At 51.5% G+C, this 14,459-nt stretch carries 17 protein-coding genes; 8 read left to right on the top strand and 9 right to left on the bottom strand.

Features of this window, described 5'->3' with window-relative positions:
• The first annotated feature begins 221 nt into the window (after window positions 1-221).
• The 4 genes from GVJ63_RS11480 (at window position 222) to eptA (ending at window position 5,031) form a co-directional block, all read left to right on the top strand.
• Window positions 222-830 (top strand): dTMP kinase, encoded by a 609-nt coding sequence (locus GVJ63_RS11480; RefSeq protein ID WP_159226881.1) that lies wholly within the window; start codon window positions 222-224, stop codon window positions 828-830.
• A gap of 331 nt (window positions 831-1,161) precedes the next feature.
• Window positions 1,162-2,475, top strand: a complete 1,314-nt coding sequence (locus GVJ63_RS11475) for an FAD-binding oxidoreductase (protein ID WP_200843119.1) — start codon at window positions 1,162-1,164, stop codon at window positions 2,473-2,475.
• A 15-nt stretch (window positions 2,476-2,490) separates the two neighbouring features.
• The gene (locus GVJ63_RS11470; protein ID WP_159226879.1) at window positions 2,491-2,865 is read left to right on the top strand and encodes an NmrA family transcriptional regulator; all 375 of its coding nucleotides are present in this window, start codon (window positions 2,491-2,493) and stop codon (window positions 2,863-2,865) included.
• 516 nt (window positions 2,866-3,381) lie between these two features.
• Window positions 3,382-5,031: a phosphoethanolamine transferase EptA gene (eptA, locus tag GVJ63_RS11465; RefSeq protein WP_159226878.1), complete on the top strand. Its 1,650-nt coding sequence runs from the start codon at window positions 3,382-3,384 to the stop codon at window positions 5,029-5,031.
• A gap of 299 nt (window positions 5,032-5,330) precedes the next feature.
• Here the strand turns inward: eptA and GVJ63_RS11460 are convergent, their stop codons facing one another.
• Window positions 5,331-6,077: an NADPH-dependent F420 reductase gene (locus tag GVJ63_RS11460; protein ID WP_050679221.1), complete on the bottom strand. Its 747-nt coding sequence runs from the start codon at window positions 6,075-6,077 to the stop codon at window positions 5,331-5,333.
• 100 nt (window positions 6,078-6,177) lie between these two features.
• Between GVJ63_RS11460 and GVJ63_RS11455 the strand changes: the two genes are divergently transcribed.
• Entirely contained in the window at window positions 6,178-6,546 is a 369-nt protein-coding gene (locus GVJ63_RS11455) for a helix-turn-helix domain-containing protein (protein ID WP_033760901.1), read from the top strand.
• 174 nt (window positions 6,547-6,720) lie between these two features.
• Here GVJ63_RS11455 and GVJ63_RS11450 read toward each other — a convergent pair whose 3' ends face one another.
• Complete coding sequence (locus GVJ63_RS11450; RefSeq protein ID WP_033760900.1) at window positions 6,721-7,290, bottom strand: DUF4142 domain-containing protein; 570 nt, start codon at window positions 7,288-7,290, stop codon at window positions 6,721-6,723.
• 463 nt (window positions 7,291-7,753) lie between these two features.
• Between GVJ63_RS11450 and GVJ63_RS11445 the strand changes: the two genes are divergently transcribed.
• Window positions 7,754-8,263 (top strand): anti-virulence regulator CigR family protein, encoded by a 510-nt coding sequence (locus GVJ63_RS11445; protein ID WP_050679224.1) that lies wholly within the window; start codon window positions 7,754-7,756, stop codon window positions 8,261-8,263.
• A gap of 55 nt (window positions 8,264-8,318) precedes the next feature.
• Here GVJ63_RS11445 and GVJ63_RS22365 read toward each other — a convergent pair whose 3' ends face one another.
• Entirely contained in the window at window positions 8,319-8,498 is a 180-nt protein-coding gene (locus GVJ63_RS22365; protein WP_235038352.1) for an AraC family transcriptional regulator, read from the bottom strand.
• A gap of 96 nt (window positions 8,499-8,594) precedes the next feature.
• Window positions 8,595-9,020 carry a RidA family protein gene (locus tag GVJ63_RS11435; RefSeq protein WP_159226877.1) on the bottom strand — a complete coding sequence of 142 codons (426 nt, stop codon included), beginning with the start codon at window positions 9,018-9,020 and terminating at the stop codon, window positions 8,595-8,597.
• Window positions 9,021-9,161: 141 nt separating this feature from the next.
• On the opposite strand from GVJ63_RS11435, the gene GVJ63_RS11430 reads away from it, so the two are divergent.
• Window positions 9,162-9,758, top strand: a complete 597-nt coding sequence (locus tag GVJ63_RS11430; RefSeq protein ID WP_033779998.1) for a TetR/AcrR family transcriptional regulator — start codon at window positions 9,162-9,164, stop codon at window positions 9,756-9,758.
• An 89-nt stretch (window positions 9,759-9,847) separates the two neighbouring features.
• Here the strand turns inward: GVJ63_RS11430 and GVJ63_RS11425 are convergent, their stop codons facing one another.
• A complete protein-coding gene (locus tag GVJ63_RS11425) occupies window positions 9,848-10,417 on the bottom strand; it encodes a TetR/AcrR family transcriptional regulator (protein ID WP_010246772.1) in 570 nt (189 codons plus the stop codon).
• Between the two features lie 136 nt (window positions 10,418-10,553).
• Between GVJ63_RS11425 and GVJ63_RS11420 the strand changes: the two genes are divergently transcribed.
• Entirely contained in the window at window positions 10,554-11,279 is a 726-nt protein-coding gene (locus GVJ63_RS11420; RefSeq protein WP_158132408.1) for a glutathione S-transferase, read from the top strand.
• A 122-nt stretch (window positions 11,280-11,401) separates the two neighbouring features.
• Here the strand turns inward: GVJ63_RS11420 and GVJ63_RS11415 are convergent, their stop codons facing one another.
• From GVJ63_RS11415 to GVJ63_RS11400, 4 genes are read right to left on the bottom strand one after another with little or no spacing between them, the layout of a single operon-like run.
• Window positions 11,402-12,181, bottom strand: coding sequence for an ABC transporter ATP-binding protein (locus GVJ63_RS11415; RefSeq protein WP_010246775.1), 780 nt, complete (start codon window positions 12,179-12,181; stop codon window positions 11,402-11,404).
• Window positions 12,178-12,864, bottom strand: coding sequence for an ABC transporter permease (locus GVJ63_RS11410; protein WP_010246777.1), 687 nt, complete (start codon window positions 12,862-12,864; stop codon window positions 12,178-12,180). Before GVJ63_RS11410 ends, GVJ63_RS11415 begins: the two co-directional genes overlap by 4 nt.
• A 9-nt stretch (window positions 12,865-12,873) precedes the next feature.
• Window positions 12,874-13,599 (bottom strand): ABC transporter permease, encoded by a 726-nt coding sequence (locus GVJ63_RS11405; protein ID WP_197746037.1) that lies wholly within the window; start codon window positions 13,597-13,599, stop codon window positions 12,874-12,876.
• A 6-nt stretch (window positions 13,600-13,605) separates the two neighbouring features.
• Window positions 13,606-14,454 carry a transporter substrate-binding domain-containing protein gene (locus tag GVJ63_RS11400; RefSeq protein WP_022624593.1) on the bottom strand — a complete coding sequence of 283 codons (849 nt, stop codon included), beginning with the start codon at window positions 14,452-14,454 and terminating at the stop codon, window positions 13,606-13,608.
• Window positions 14,455-14,459 lie beyond the last annotated feature (5 nt).

The raw sequence follows: 14,459 nt of genomic DNA, 5'->3' as shown, positions 1-14,459 counted from the left end.
TCAACTATTAAACTTACCTGACTAACATCCTGTTCTATAAACTCGTGAGTCAGAACCGTTACCAGCGTGTTCATCAGTGTCTTTTTTTAAAAATCATGTTCACGCTGACATGCCATACTGCTGCAGAGAACGATGTAGGTTCAGCTGTTCAAACCAGGAAATAAGATGTTTTTACCAGAAGTAAGATTCACAAAAATCTTAACTCACTTCACATTCCTGACATGAGTCGTCAGCTGTTTATTTCTCTGGATGGGCCCAAGGGAACCGGTAAAACCACCCTGCTGGAGTCCATTACGCAAGTGCTAAGAGCAGATAACAGGAAGGTGATCCGACTTAGCGAGCAAAAAAGCGATCCCTTCAGGTCGGAAACAATGGCGCTGGTTAACAGGCTCGCCAGAAATCCCTCAGTGGATCTTGAACGGAAAATTTGTGAACGTTTTGCCGTTAGCCGTGCCTGGATTTCACAGAATGTACTCACTAAACAGCCCGGGAACTGCATTATCCTGATGGATCGCTGGTATCCGTCTGATGCCGCGTTTCGGCGGATGGTGCCCTTTGCAGAGATTTTGCAGCGAAACATTAAGCTCAATGTGCGAGCGCCAGATCTGCATGTCGGGGTGGTCACGGCACCTGAGATTTCATGGGAACGAGCCGCGGCACGATCGCGTGGGCTGGGGAGTACAGTGATTCACCGGCTGGAAGAGCATGTCGCTTGCACCAGAGCGTTCGAGCAGGAGATGACCAACCACGGCTGGTTTTTATGTCGCAATGAAGGAACCGTAGAAGAGGCAACGATGCAGGTCATTGCTGAAATCTATAAAACGCTTTGATGCCGTGCATGCATTGGTTTAAGGGGCTGATTCTCACTCGAAATTGCCAGTTAACAGCGTGACCTTTTCCCTTTCGCTCTCCCCTGCTCGCGCTTTATGAATACCGCTTTGCAGATCACTGGTTTCGGTCTTTGACACCAGCAAATAAAACACATAACAGTCGCGTTATCATCTCTTCTTCGAAAATTCGTGCCACCTTTGGTTGTTAACTCAAAAATCATCCACCTGAATTTTACTTGTCTGAAATCAACAATAATCAGATTACCGCTGGCACAGATATCCCGCTTTAACTTATAAAATTGCTTTATTTTTCATATAAGGGCACAGGGAATTGCGCTACGCATCGATACCATTTAATCACAATCAACTGGGCTGGCCTGCGGGTGAGCATTGTTTTACGCCGCAGCCCATGCTGCGAGAGGATATCACTGCCGACTGGGTTATCGTCGGCGCGGGATTTTCAGGTATTGCCTTTGCGCGCCGCCTGGCTGAAATCAATCCTGGCCTGAAAATTATCATCGTCGACGCGCACAGCACACGGGAAAGCGCATCGGCACGTAATTCCGGGTTTGTTATCGGTCTGCCTCATAATATTGGCAGTTCGACCGCTGAATTAAAAAAGGCCAACGCTTACCGTAACCTGCTTCAGGAAGGCATTCGTCAGCTGGAGCAGGTTATTTCTCAGCATCATCTTCATTGCGACTGGGAACAGGTCGGTAAATATCACTGCCAGGCTGAACGTGGCAGTGATCGTATTTTAAAAGAGTACGCCAGCCAGCTCGATTTAATGGATGAGCCATGGCAGATGTCAGACAGCGAGGAGCTTTACCTTAAACTCGGCACGCGCTTTTACAGCAAAGGGATATACACACCTGGCTGTGTGCTGGTTAATCCGGCGCAGTTGATCTCCGGGCTAAACCACTATTTACCTGAAAATATTCAACGCTTCGATAATACGCCAGTGCTGGGGATTCGCTACGGCAGCATGGCTGAAGTGCTGACACCGTTTGGCATCATCAAAACGCCAAAGGTGATGCTGGCCACCAACGCATTATCGCCAGAGTTGCGGCCAGGACTTTCGCGTCAGGCAGCAATGGCGACCTTCGCCAGCATTACCGATCCGCTGACCGATGAACAACTGGCTACCCTGCCCCCCATGCAGAGCTGGGGGCTTACGCCGGTTAATGCGATTGCCGGTGCAACCTTCCGTTTTACCTCAGACCGCCGTTTCCTGATTCGCCAGCACGTGATACCCGCACTCAGCGGTCAGGTAAATGCCGCAGAGACCTGGCAGGCAACCCAGCTGCATCAGCGCTTATTTCATAAAGTCTATCCGACCCTCGGCAGCGTAAAGCTAACCCACACCTGGTCCGGCACCATCAGCGTTACGCGAAACGGCGCGCCTGAATGGGGGATGCTGAACAAATTTATCTGTACGGCGGGTGGCTGTAACGGCGCAGGCGTTTCAAAACAGACCGTAGCGGGCAGTCTGCTGGCTGATTACATGATGAAACAGGACAACCCGCATATCGCGGATATGCTGTCGCTGGGCAAGGCCAGTTTCATGCCGCCATCGCCGGCGCTGGATATCGGCATAAAACTGTCACTGATGAAAGAGCGTTATCTGGGCCGTAAAGAGGTCTGATAATCCGTAACTGTAATGGTCGATACACGGGATATTGCTGAAGTGGCGGCAATTGAACTGATAAGGCGCGACCAGGCCAGCGAAGAATTACCGGTCGAAACGCTCAATCTCGTGGGGCCGGATACGCTCAACGGAGAAGAGGCAGCAGCAGTTTGGCAACAAATTCTGGGCCGTCCGGTAATTTATGGTGGAGATAATCCGGATGCATTCGAAGCCAATATGGCGGAGTTTATGCCGCGCTGGATGGCGTATGAAATGCGGCTGATGGCTGAACGTTACGTCAGTGATGGGATGCTTCCACAGGAGGGCGACCGGGAACGTCTGGTCACCCTGCCTGGCCGCCCACTGCATACCTATCGTGACTTTATTACCGCACTCGCCGGAGAGTAATCTGGATCTCTCAGGCTTAAGGACAAGCCTGTAGAGCAATGCTGCGCATGCTAACTATTACGATGCACCACTTTCAGTTGGGGAATTCAGCGGCTCATAGATTGTACTGAGCAGTATCAACAGGTACTGACACAATTTATTCTGTGAGTGCCTGTTCTTATCTTCGGCGACAGCTGCTCTCTGGCGTCTCAATTATCTCACGCCCCTATCTTATCCTTTTCAGCATCTTCACCGTAAAAGTGTGAACCCGACCACATAATAGAAAAGTTAACCGCACAAACTGTAGCAAAAGGTTAATTTTTACTTAACATTCACAATTATGAACCCTTTCTTTCCCAGGCACCTGTCATGCTCAGACTATCATCAAGTGAATGTTTTACAGTGGTAATTTCTATGATCATAGTCATTAGCTTCTTCTACCTGTGGTTCACAGCACATGAATTTTATTAATTATCACTAATCAATTCAGAAATAATCTGTATTGGCTCAATTTTTTCAAGGTTACGGAATACCTTTATGCCACGATTCACAATCAGTCAGCCCGTGATGCACCGCGTTACGTTTATTATATTATTCTCAATTTATATCTCGGTTTTTCTCAATCTCGCCTTTTACCGGCAGGCATATTCACTTATACCGCTAAATGAGCTTAAAAATATTCTTTTTTTGTTCTCCATGCCCCTTGTGGCTTTTAGCGTCATCAATATTGTGGTGACTATTGCCTCATTTCTCTGGCTGGACAGGATAACCATTGCACTATTTATCTTTGTCTCTGCCACGGCTCAGTACTTTATTCAGCACTATGGCATCATTCTTGACCGTTCAATGATCACCAACATGGTGGATACCACGCCAGCAGAAAGCATGGCGCTGCTGACGCCTAAGATGATAGTGGTAATATTTTTTACCGGCATTTTTATGGCTGTACTTGCCTTCTGGCCCGCGTTTAAAAAGTCGGTTCCGGTGTGGAAAGGAGTGCTTGAGCGCGCTTTAAGTCTGGTGATTTCTGTTGTGTTGATAGCCGTGATAGCCATGTTGTTTTATAAGGATTACGCCTCACTGTTTCGTAATAATCACGAGCTGGTGAAATCCCTGAGTCCGTCTAATTTTATTGCCGCCTCGCTCTCTTACTATAATCACCGCGAGCGGGCGAATCTTCCCCTGGTGAAAATAGGCGAAGATGCGCATCAACTCCCCCACATGCTGAACGGCCCTAAAAAAAACCTGACGATTCTGGTTGTGGGTGAAACGTCACGCGCCGCCAATTTTTCTCTGGGAGGTTATTCACGGCCAACCAATCCACTGCTGGCGGAAGATGACGTCGTCTATTTTCCTGACGTCTCCTCCTGTGGCACATCCACGGCGGTCTCCGTTCCCTGCATGTTTTCGAACATGCCGCGCAAGCACTACGATGATGCCCTGGCCAGTCATCAGGAGGGGCTACTGGATATTATTCAGCGTGCAGGGCTGAGTGTTTTATGGAATGAGAACGATGCGGGATGCAAAGGGGCCTGCGAAAGGATCCCTAATCAGGATATGACAGCCCTGAATCTTCCGGGAATGTGTATTAAAGGCGAGTGCTATGATGAGGTGCTTTTCCATGGTCTGGAGGAGTATATCAAACAGCTTCAGGGGAATGGTCTTATCGTGTTGCATACAATAGGCAGCCACGGGCCAACCTACAACCATCGTTACCCCCCGGCGTTCCGCAAATTCACGCCCACCTGTGAAACAAATCAGATTCAGGAGTGTTCTCAGGACCAGCTGATTAATACTTATGACAACACCATCCTGTATGCGGACTATATCGTCGACAAAGCGATTGAATTACTCAAAGCCCATCAGGACGAGTTTACGACAAGCCTGGTTTATCTTTCCGATCATGGTGAGTCGCTGGGAGAGAAAGGTGTCTATCTGCATGGCCTGCCCTATGCTATCGCGCCTGAAGCCCAGACTCGCGTGCCGCTGCTTATCTGGCTTTCGCCCGATTACCAGCAGCGTTATGCCGTGGACTACAAGTGCCTGAGCCAGCAAGCCACCACGCAAAAATATTCTCAGGACAACCTTTTCTCAACCATGCTGGGCATTACAGGTGTTCAGACCCGGGAATATGTCAGTTCTGACGATATAGTGGCGTCATGCAGAAATAAGTCGGGTCAAAAATGAGAGTGATAAAGCCCCGGAACGGGGCTTTAATCTGACAGGACGATATCTGAATAATCAGAAGGGCCGGGTGATAAACCATTGGCCGTCGATTATCACAGTCAGGTTTGCTCAGAGATTTCTCTCACCTGAACGACACAGTGTGGCTGCTATCTGATATTGATTAAAGCGAACCCGAGCCAAGCCTCACCGGCATCGTGATCGTGATCGTGACAAGTCCAGCAAGGAATGCAAAACTCAGTGAAATATTCAGTCACCTTAGCCAGATCATCAACGCAGACAGATTATTCTTCCCAGGAAATTTAAACCGGCCAGTTTATGGCACGGTTATTTTCAATAATATCCTGATGAGAGGGTGCATCACCCAGCGTCGCGAAACTGGCATAAAGCTGTGGCAACCGAGCCTGACCTTCTCCCTTTCTGGCCAACGCCAGAGCTCGCAGCATCACGGGCGCTTCCCAGTCACAGCAGTAACAAGGTGTGCAGGGCTGCTGACGCCATGATTCAGCGATAGTCCCAGAGAACACAGGATCAAAACCGGTGTCGTTAACCAGTGACATGGCCGTCTGCACTGCTTCAGGATGATCTCCCGCTACGGCAACCGCCAGACGACCCCGACTTCCCTGCGGCTGGCCCAGATCGGCGAGCGAGTCGGCAAGGATATTATTAAAAGCTTTAACCACAGGGTGTCCGATTTGCTCCTGAACCCATTCGCTTTCAGTCTGCCCATTATCCAGTGCAGTAATCGGTGCGTCACGCAGGCCAGGATAGTAATTGCTGGTGTCGATCACCGGGACATGGGGTGGCAGGTGATCGAAAAGCCCATCAGGCAGGCTGCTAAGTGCCGGAAGCGGAATGGAGAGAATCACGGCTTCGACGTCTGTAACCGCTCCCCTGATGTCTGTGGGTTCTGCATTAATTTCACCCGCAAAAACACGCACGCCATCAACTCCGCGTGAATTAGCGATTTTTACCTTGTGCCCCGCTTCACTGAGCTTCCGTGCCAGGGTGCCACCGATATTACCTGTGCCAATTACGCCGATTTTCATATTTCGCTCCTGATTCTGTGTTGAAGTGAGATACCCTATATATTCACTGAATAAACAACAAGAACCGACAAAATAGTGGGTTACTAACCTGAAGGTAAGTATGGAAAGAGACTGGCGTTGTGATATTCCGGAGCAGCGACTGGTGTGGGCTAAGGCTACCACCGAAGCGCTGAAGATTATTGAAGGTAAATGGAAGACAATTATTATCTGTCAGCTTTTCGCCGCTAAAGGCCCGCTGCGCTTTTCCGAGCTGGAGCGCCGGATTGAGGGCGTAAATCAAAAAATGCTGATCCAGCAGCTTAAGCAACTGGAACAGGATGGCATCGTGACTCGCACGGTTTATCCCGAAGTCCCTCCGCGTGTTGAGTACTCACTTACCGATCTGGGAAAAGCGCTTGGGCCATCAATGACTGCTCTGATTGAATGGGCCTTCCTGCGTCGTGAAACGCTGGGGCTTGATGGCGCCTGAAGCTCGCATTTCAACCTAGTTATACCGATGTGGCTGAGCGCAGGGCGTGGCTGTTCAGGCCAAGACTGGCGTAACGAGAAAGAAACTCCAGCCGATGGTGGATTATGTCGTTTCTGGCTGGTCCCGATGATCCCGTAACAGCGCTTGCGGATAATTCGGAACCGGCCAGCCCGGTTACATCGCCATGTGCTGGGCGGATTTCAGATGCTGTTCTACAACAGGGGTATGCGCGTCGGCCAGCGCCTTCACATCCGGATCCTTTATCTTCGTCGCGTCACTCTTCAGCGTCGACAGCACCATCTTATGATCCATTATTCCGGCATTTTCCATATACATTTTGTCAAAGGCACCGCCGCTCTGCTTTTCCAGCTTGTCGGCCATGGCCTTATGTTTAGCGTCTGGCGCAGTCGGTAATGTCACCTCTTTTTGCTTAGCAACCGCCTGAACTTTTGTCAGGGCACTGCCATGATCTTCGACCATCTTCTGTGCAAAGGTTTTAACTTCTGCGCTTTGTGTTTTGTTCAGCGCAATTTTGGCGGCGGCAATTTCATTGAGATTGGCCTGCGCCATATCCTTCAGTGCTTTTTCATCACCAGGGCTGAGCTTGTCACTCTTTACGGTCTGCGGTGTATTCCCGCCCTGCGGGGCGCTTGTCTGCGTCTCAGCCTGTACGGTGGCAGTGCTGCACAGAGCGACGACGGCTGATATAGCCAGCCATCCTTTATAGCTTTTATTATTTTTCATTTTGTAATCCTGAATATTATGGGAAAACCGATATCAGAAAAGTTCTGCTCAAAATTACCTGCTCCGTCTCATGAGTCGACATGGTTTCTGTCTCGCTTAAGGTACCTTATGTAGCAGAGTTATTAAGCGTTGTAGTCATGTCAGGTAATCGCAAGTATAAACAATGCATTGCAGCAGCATAAAAATAACGAAAATGTATTCCGCCTCGCTTAAAGCCGAAAATTTATCTATTGTTAGCAAGGGTTTCAGCATAAAATTTATACGAAATATCAAAACACCGTACAGCTTTTGTTTGATTACTTTGAGATAATTCTTAAGGTTGCTATGTGGTTGTCGGCCTTTTAATGCTGGGTAATAACTAACAGGTGACATAATAATGTGAAGAGGTTGAGCTCATGTTACCTCCTTACATCGCTTTATATTTTCTGGTTCAGATTACTGAATAATATTAAGGAAAGATCACATGCTCAAATCTCGCGCTTTAAAAGCCGCATTTGCGGTGGTGATATCTTGTACCGTGCTTGCTGCGCCCGTTTTCGCAAATCCGGGCAACGGCAACGGTGGTGGCGGTCAGGGTAATGGTAATAGCGGAAACCCGGGTAATAACGGCAAAAGCGGAGAGCACGGAAACAAGGGGCATGGTAATGCGGGTCCGAAAGAAAAACATGGAAATCGTAAGAACGCTGGACGGCCCGATCACGTCGAGTCAGATATCAACTACTCTCTTGCACGTAAACTTGCCGTCAATTATGGCCTTGTCGGCTATCAGTCTTTGCCGCCAGGAATAGCTAAAAAAGTTGCGCGTGGTAAACCTTTGCCTCCGGGTATCGCCAAAAAAAGTTTGCCAGCATCAATGCTAAATGAGCTGCCCTATTACCCTGGTTACGAATGGCGAGCCGTCGGAGATAATCTTGTGCTGATAGCCCTGAGCACCGCTGTCGTGACCGCCGTAATTAATGGGGTTTTCGATTAACCTTCAAAACTTTTTCGAACGAATTTACTTTCCTGGTGGAGCGCCAGTAACACGCTTAAATGCTTTTCTGAAGGCGCTCAGACTCATATCCCAGCGCGGCAGACATGCCTGAAATCGTCTCGCCTGAATTTTGCAGACGATCGCTGGCGAGTAGCATCCTCCATTGCGTCAGATATTCTATGGGAGTAATTCCAACCGTCTGACCAAAATGTTTTGCAAATGCAGCGCGGGACATCCCTGTATGTGATGCCAGCTTATTTAACGTCCGGCATGTCATCGCAGCGCCCGTCTCCGGTGTAAAGTACCTGACAGGCAGATTGCCACTCATGCTTTATGCACTCTGTGACAGGCTCCGTTGGTCCCGTTGATCGGGAATGCGCGCAATCACCTTAATTTCAAAATCAAATCCCGCCAGCCACGTCACACCCACCGCTGTCCAGTTAGGATAAGGAGGCTGCGGAAAAACGCGCTGCTTTATCTGCATGATGGTTTCGAACTGATGCTCCGGATCGGTGTGAAATGTGGTGACATCGATCAGATCGTCAAAGGTACACCCTGCCGCAGCGAGCGTGGCTGCCAGATTCTCAAATGCCCGTTCTACCTGAGCAGCAAAATCGGGCTCCGGCGTGCCGTCGGCACGGATGCCCACCTGACCAGAGACAAACAGCAGATCGCCTGAGCGGATAGCCGCTGAATAACCATGTTGCTCATAGAGAGCGTGACGATTAGCAGGAAAAATGGGTTCGCGGGTGATCATAGAATTTCCTCAATAGCCTTTAGCGGATTGCAGGATGCAGCGCACACGAGTTTGATTTAATATACGCGGCGTATGTCACATTAATCACACATACGCCGAGTATGTCAATTAATATACCTCGCGTATGTGAAAGGAGAGTGTATGGCCGCTAAACGTCGCGCTGAAACAATGGAAGAGAACCGGGCAAAACTGATTGCAGCAGCACGCACAGCCTTTGCCGAAAAAGGCTTTGCCGCCGCATCAATGGATGAACTGACGGCCAGCGTAGGTCTGACTCGCGGGGCGCTCTACCACAATTTTGGTGACAAAAAGGGGCTGCTTGCGGCGGTCGTCGCACAGGTTGATGGCGAAATGGCCCAGCAGGCTAAAGCGGCAGCGTCTGGGGTGAGCGATGCGTGGGAAAAGCTGGTGGCTGAAGGCATCGCCTACATCCGCATGGCAATGGATAACGAAGTACAACGTATTGTGCTGCGCGATGGCCCGGCTTTCCTGGGAGATCCCTCGCAATGGCCCAGCCAGAACAGCTGCCTGGAAGCCACGCGTGAAACGATTACCCGTCTTATCGACAGCGGGATAATGAAGCCGGTCGACGCCGATGCCGCCGCTCATCTGCTGAACAGCGCGGCGCTGAATGCCGCACTGTGGGTCGCTTCCAGCAGCGAGCCGGAAAAGGCGCTGCCAAAGATGATCGACGTGTTCACACAACTGGCAGGCGGCTTGCGCCATAGTGCGATTTAACCCTGAATGCTCACTGCTGCTTTCACTGATAGCCCTGAAGCTCTGAGTGCTGACGCCTGCATCTCTTTCAGGCGCGGTGCCGTTTTAATTCAGTGTGACAGCGGAATCAGGCCGCTCTCCTGATAGGTCGCAATCAGGTTATCAAAAATGGTTATATCCTGGCGCGTGCGGGCTATTAACTGCGCGCCGGCAACTGCGGTGTAGATTGCCAGCGCACGCTGCGCATTTTTCTCCGGGTTATCGGGCGACTTTTCGCAAAGGACCTCAGTCAGCCACTCGACGTTCGCATCGACAAAACACTGAACCTCACGCTTCACTTCCTCGGGCAGATCTTCATATTCCGCCGCCATAAAGCTGGAGAGACAGAGCCGGTTGGCATCTTCAAGCGACTTGCGGAAAATCTGCGGATAGCGCTGCAACGCCTCATCCGGTGAGGCACTTTGCTCGCGTATAGTCTTTAAATCCTCAGCCGTATCCTGCCAGTATCGGTTGGCAACCGCGGCCCCCAGATTGGCCTTACTGGCGAAGTGATAATAGATACTGGCATTCTTGATGCCTACCTCGTCAGCGATGCTGCGAAAATTAATCCCGTTATAGCCATGATTCTGGGCAGCACTTTTTGCTGCGGCCAGAATGGCTTCACGCGCGTTCAGGCTCATAACTCAGTTTTCCTTCAGGAGGTGGAGACGCATTATAAGGGGAAAATATTTACCTGCCAACTGGTAGACAGGGATTGACAGGAGAAAAGTTCGGCATCACAATCCACCTACCAATTGACAGGTAGGTAACTCAATCATGACTGATATCCACAATGCATCTGCAGTTCCGTCACTCCCCGCGATGAAGATTTATGACTGGTATGATGGCCCTTATCCTGCACGGGTCAGGATTGCCCTGGCGGAAAAGGGATTACTTTCTGAGGTCGAATTTATTCCGGTCAACCTGTGGAAAGGTGAGCATAAAAAACCTGAATTTTTAGCGATCAATTATTCAGGAACACTGCCGGTTCTAGCGCTGAATGACGGAACGCTGATCGCTGAATGCACCGCCATTACGCAATATCTCGATGTGCTGGATGAGAATCCGGTTCTGACTGGCGTCACGCCGGCAGAAAAAGGCGTTATCCATATGATGACCAAACGGGCTGAGATCGAATTTCTTGATGCGGTCAGCGTCTATTTCCATCATGCCACAGCAGGACTGGGGCCGGAGGTGGAGCTCTTTCAGAATCCGGAATGGGGTGCGAAGATGCGTGAAAAGGCCATCAGAGGGATGCACTACTTTGACGGCGTTTTACGCTCACAACCTTATGTCGCGGGCAATACATTTTCGATGGCGGATATCGCCGTAACCGGCGGAATGATTTTCGCGGCTTTGGTGAATCTTGCTGTTCCTGACGAGTGTCGCGCCCTGAAAGCGTGGTATGCAAAAATCCAGAGCCGCCCCAGCTATCAGCAATGGCAGGCAATGGTTGAAGCGGGCCGCCCTGCTGCTGCTGCATCGTCTCAGGACCGGGCGTAAGATCGCGCTGATCGTTCTGGATAACGTGGTCTGGCTGCTGTAAAAAACCCCGGATAATCTTCCGGGGTTTTGTTATCTCAAAACATGAAATTTTCGCGCGTCAGCCTTATCAGAATGCCAATTCAGCCTGCATTACGCTCAAAGTGGCTGTTCACAAAGGCGCGGCAGCGTGGCGAGATCGGATCGAGGAACACCTGTTCCGGCGAACCTGACTCCTCAATCATGCCCTGGTGCAGAAACACCGCTTTGTTCGACACGTCGCGCGCAAAGCCCATTTCATGGGTGACGATAATCATGGTACGTCCCTCTTCCGCCAGACTGCGGATCACCCGCAATACTTCGCCCACCAGCTCCGGATCCAGCGCGGAAGTTGGCTCATCGAACAGTATCGCTTTCGGCTGCTGCGCCAGCGCCCGTGCAATCGCCACACGCTGCTGCTGTCCGCCGGAAAGCTGCGACGGCCAGGCATCGCGTTTTGCATAGAGTCCCACTTTATGGAGCAGCGCTTCTGCTTCTTCAATCGCCTCTTTATGGCTGCGCTTCTGCACATGAACCGGCGCTTCAATGATGTTCTGCATCACCGTTTTATGCGGCCACAGGTTGAAGCTCTGAAATACAAAGCCGAGCTGCATTCGCATCAACTTGATGCGACGGCGCTGCTCGCGGCTCAGTTTTTCGTCGGCGTTATCCAGCGTAACGTTCACCTCGCCTACCGCAATTTCACCCGCCTGTGGTACTTCAAGAAACGGGATGCAGCGTAACAGCGTACTTTTGCCCGACCCACTGGCACCAATCAGCGATATCACATCGCCATCCTGCGCGGTCAGGCTGATGTCGTGCAGCACTTCGTGTCCCGCATAACTCTTTCTGAGATGACTCAGCATGATGGTAGGTGCGGTCATGAGCGTGCTCCAAAATAGTAAGGTGATAAGCGTCGTTCCAGCATCGATACGCCTTTGCTGACCAGCATGGTGAGTATCAGGTAGATCACCGCCGCGCTCAGGAACACCTCCAGCGCCCGGAAAGTGGAAGAGACTATCGAGTCGGCAATGCCGGTCATCTCCATCAGGCTGATAGTGCTGACCAGCGACGTTGCTTTGATCATCGAGATGATCTCATTGCTGTAGGCCGGCAATGCCTGTCGAATCGCAATCGGTAAGGTGATGCGGGTAAAGATTTTATACGACGACATGCCTGAGACTTTAGCGGCTTCCAGCGACTGCTGACTGACGGCACGCAGCCCGCCGCGCAGGATCTCCGAGGTATAGGCGGCATCATTGAGAATCAGCGCCAGTAAGCCGCACCAGTAGGGATCGCGCAGCAGCGGCCAGAACAAGCTTTCCCGCACCGCCGGTAAACTGCCCAGGCCGTAATAGACCATAAAGATCTGGATCAGCAGTGGCGTACCGCGAAACAGCCAGACGTAGAAGCGACAGAAAACGCTGCCGACACGCGTCATGCGCAGCAGGTTAAGCAGCAGCGCCAGCACGCCGCCGCCAAAGAGTGAGAGCAGCGCCAAGTTGATGGTCAGCGGCAATCCTTTCAGCAGCGCCAGCAGCGTCTGCTGTAAAAACATGATATCCACGTGGACTCCTTACCCCTTCACGCGCTGTTGACCGCGCATCGCAAACTTTTCCACGTAGCGGAAAACCATATCGGAACAGGTGGTGATAATCAGGTAGATCACCGCACCCACGCTGTAGAAGAAAAAGGACATCTGGGTGGAGTTGGCTGCGGTGGAGACCTGGTTCATCGTTTCCACCAGTCCGGTTACCGAGACCAGCGCCGACTCTTTGATCACCGATTGCCACTGGTTGCCCATGCCGGGCAGCGCAGTGCGTAATGCCTGCGGCACGATAATGCGGCGAAACATCATCAGCCGTCCCATGCCGGTCACGGTCGCCGCTTCCAGCGTTCCGCCGGGAATGGCGTAGAAAGCGCCACGGAATACCCCGCTCTGATAGGCACCGGAGATCAGCCCGATGGCAATCGCGCCCGCCACAAAGCCGTTCACATCGAAGGGTCCCTGGAAGCCCAGCGCGGTGCCCACGGTGGAGACCACCTGTCGTCCACCGAAGTAGAAGAGGTAGATCACCAGCAGTTCCGGCACGCCGCGAAACAGTGTGATATAGCCTGCGGCCAGTCGCCGCTGCCAGCGTGAACCGGCAATCTGCATCCAGCAAAGTACGCTGCCCAGCAACGCACCCAGCAGCCAGGCGCAGAGCGACACGCTGACGGTGACGGCGGCGGCATTAAGCAGCACGCCACCCCAGCCCTCATCCCCAAAGCCCAGTATCTGCCAGTCAATATTCATCAGCATCAGCGGTTACGCTTTAGGCGCGACATCTTCGCCAAACCATTTGATCGACAGTTTGCTCAGCGTCCCATCTTTGATCATGGAGTCCAGCGCCTGATTCAGCACCTGCTGCAGCTCACTGTTGCCTTTACGCAGACCAATCGCCGAGCCTGCGCCCAGCACGCCACCGGAGAAGCCATAACCGCTGCTGCTGATCGCCTCAGCATGTTTTTTCACAAAGGCGTTGAGGTTGGTACGAGACGCCATGACAGCATCCACCCGGCCATTCATCAGGTCGGCAAAGGTTTCAGGACCCGCCTGATAGGTGCGGATAGTGGCAACATCGCCCAGGTATTTCTGCAGGAAATCCGCCTGAATGGTGGCGACCTGCACCGCGATGGTTTTCCCTTTGAAGGTGGTTTTCAGATCGTCGATCGCTTTTTTCATGCCGGCGTCATCATCCGCCGTCACAATCGTACCGCTGCCTGGCAGCGTGGCCAGCGGGCTTTTTTTCGCAGTCACAAAGCTGGAGACACTGACGGTGTACTGATGGGTAAAATCGATCGCTTCAGCACGTTTTGGCGTTACGGTCACCGCATCGATCACCGCATCATATTTACCGTCGATAAGACCCGGGATCATGCCCGACCATTTCTGGGCGATGATTTCATATTTAAAGCCAGCACGTTTAGCCAGCTCCGCCACCATATCCGGCTCATAGCCGACGATTTTGCCGCTCGGGGTGGTCTGGTTGAACGGAGGATAAGCCGCTTCAGTCGCAAACTTCAGGGTGCCGAAATCTTTCGCCTGGCTGAACGCGGAAGTGGCGAGCAGTGCCACGGTCAGAGAAGCCGTGAACAGGCGGTTACGCATCATCATATAAA

Origin of the sequence: Pantoea sp. 18059, from assembly GCF_902706165.1 — a bacterium.
Lineage (GTDB): Bacteria > Pseudomonadota > Gammaproteobacteria > Enterobacterales > Enterobacteriaceae > Pantoea > Pantoea agglomerans.
The sequence above is the reverse complement of the archived record's forward strand: the minus strand, read 5'-3'. Positions and strand labels throughout refer to the sequence as shown.

Excerpts from the sequence above, each read along its gene's own strand:
- GVJ63_RS11470 (WP_159226879.1), top strand. The coding sequence starts at position 2,491 with ATGGTCGATACACGGGATATTGCTGAAGTGGCGGCAATTGAACTGATA.
- GVJ63_RS22365 (WP_235038352.1), bottom strand. The coding sequence starts at position 8,498 with ATGTCCCGCGCTGCATTTGCAAAACATTTTGGTCAGACGGTTGGAATT.
- GVJ63_RS11435 (WP_159226877.1), bottom strand. The coding sequence starts at position 9,020 with ATGATCACCCGCGAACCCATTTTTCCTGCTAATCGTCACGCTCTCTAT.
- GVJ63_RS11420 (WP_158132408.1), top strand. The coding sequence starts at position 10,554 with ATGACTGATATCCACAATGCATCTGCAGTTCCGTCACTCCCCGCGATG.
- GVJ63_RS11400 (WP_022624593.1), bottom strand. The coding sequence starts at position 14,454 with ATGATGATGCGTAACCGCCTGTTCACGGCTTCTCTGACCGTGGCACTG.
- GVJ63_RS11415 (WP_010246775.1), bottom strand. The coding sequence starts at position 12,181 with ATGACCGCACCTACCATCATGCTGAGTCATCTCAGAAAGAGTTATGCG.
- GVJ63_RS11450 (WP_033760900.1), bottom strand. The coding sequence starts at position 7,290 with ATGAAAAATAATAAAAGCTATAAAGGATGGCTGGCTATATCAGCCGTC.
- GVJ63_RS11445 (WP_050679224.1), top strand. The coding sequence starts at position 7,754 with ATGCTCAAATCTCGCGCTTTAAAAGCCGCATTTGCGGTGGTGATATCT.
- GVJ63_RS11405 (WP_197746037.1), bottom strand. The coding sequence starts at position 13,599 with ATGCTGATGAATATTGACTGGCAGATACTGGGCTTTGGGGATGAGGGC.
- GVJ63_RS11480 (WP_159226881.1), top strand. The coding sequence starts at position 222 with ATGAGTCGTCAGCTGTTTATTTCTCTGGATGGGCCCAAGGGAACCGGT.
- GVJ63_RS11425 (WP_010246772.1), bottom strand. The coding sequence starts at position 10,417 with ATGAGCCTGAACGCGCGTGAAGCCATTCTGGCCGCAGCAAAAAGTGCT.
- GVJ63_RS11430 (WP_033779998.1), top strand. The coding sequence starts at position 9,162 with ATGGCCGCTAAACGTCGCGCTGAAACAATGGAAGAGAACCGGGCAAAA.
- GVJ63_RS11455 (WP_033760901.1), top strand. The coding sequence starts at position 6,178 with ATGGAAAGAGACTGGCGTTGTGATATTCCGGAGCAGCGACTGGTGTGG.
- GVJ63_RS11460 (WP_050679221.1), bottom strand. The coding sequence starts at position 6,077 with ATGAAAATCGGCGTAATTGGCACAGGTAATATCGGTGGCACCCTGGCA.
- eptA (WP_159226878.1), top strand. The coding sequence starts at position 3,382 with ATGCCACGATTCACAATCAGTCAGCCCGTGATGCACCGCGTTACGTTT.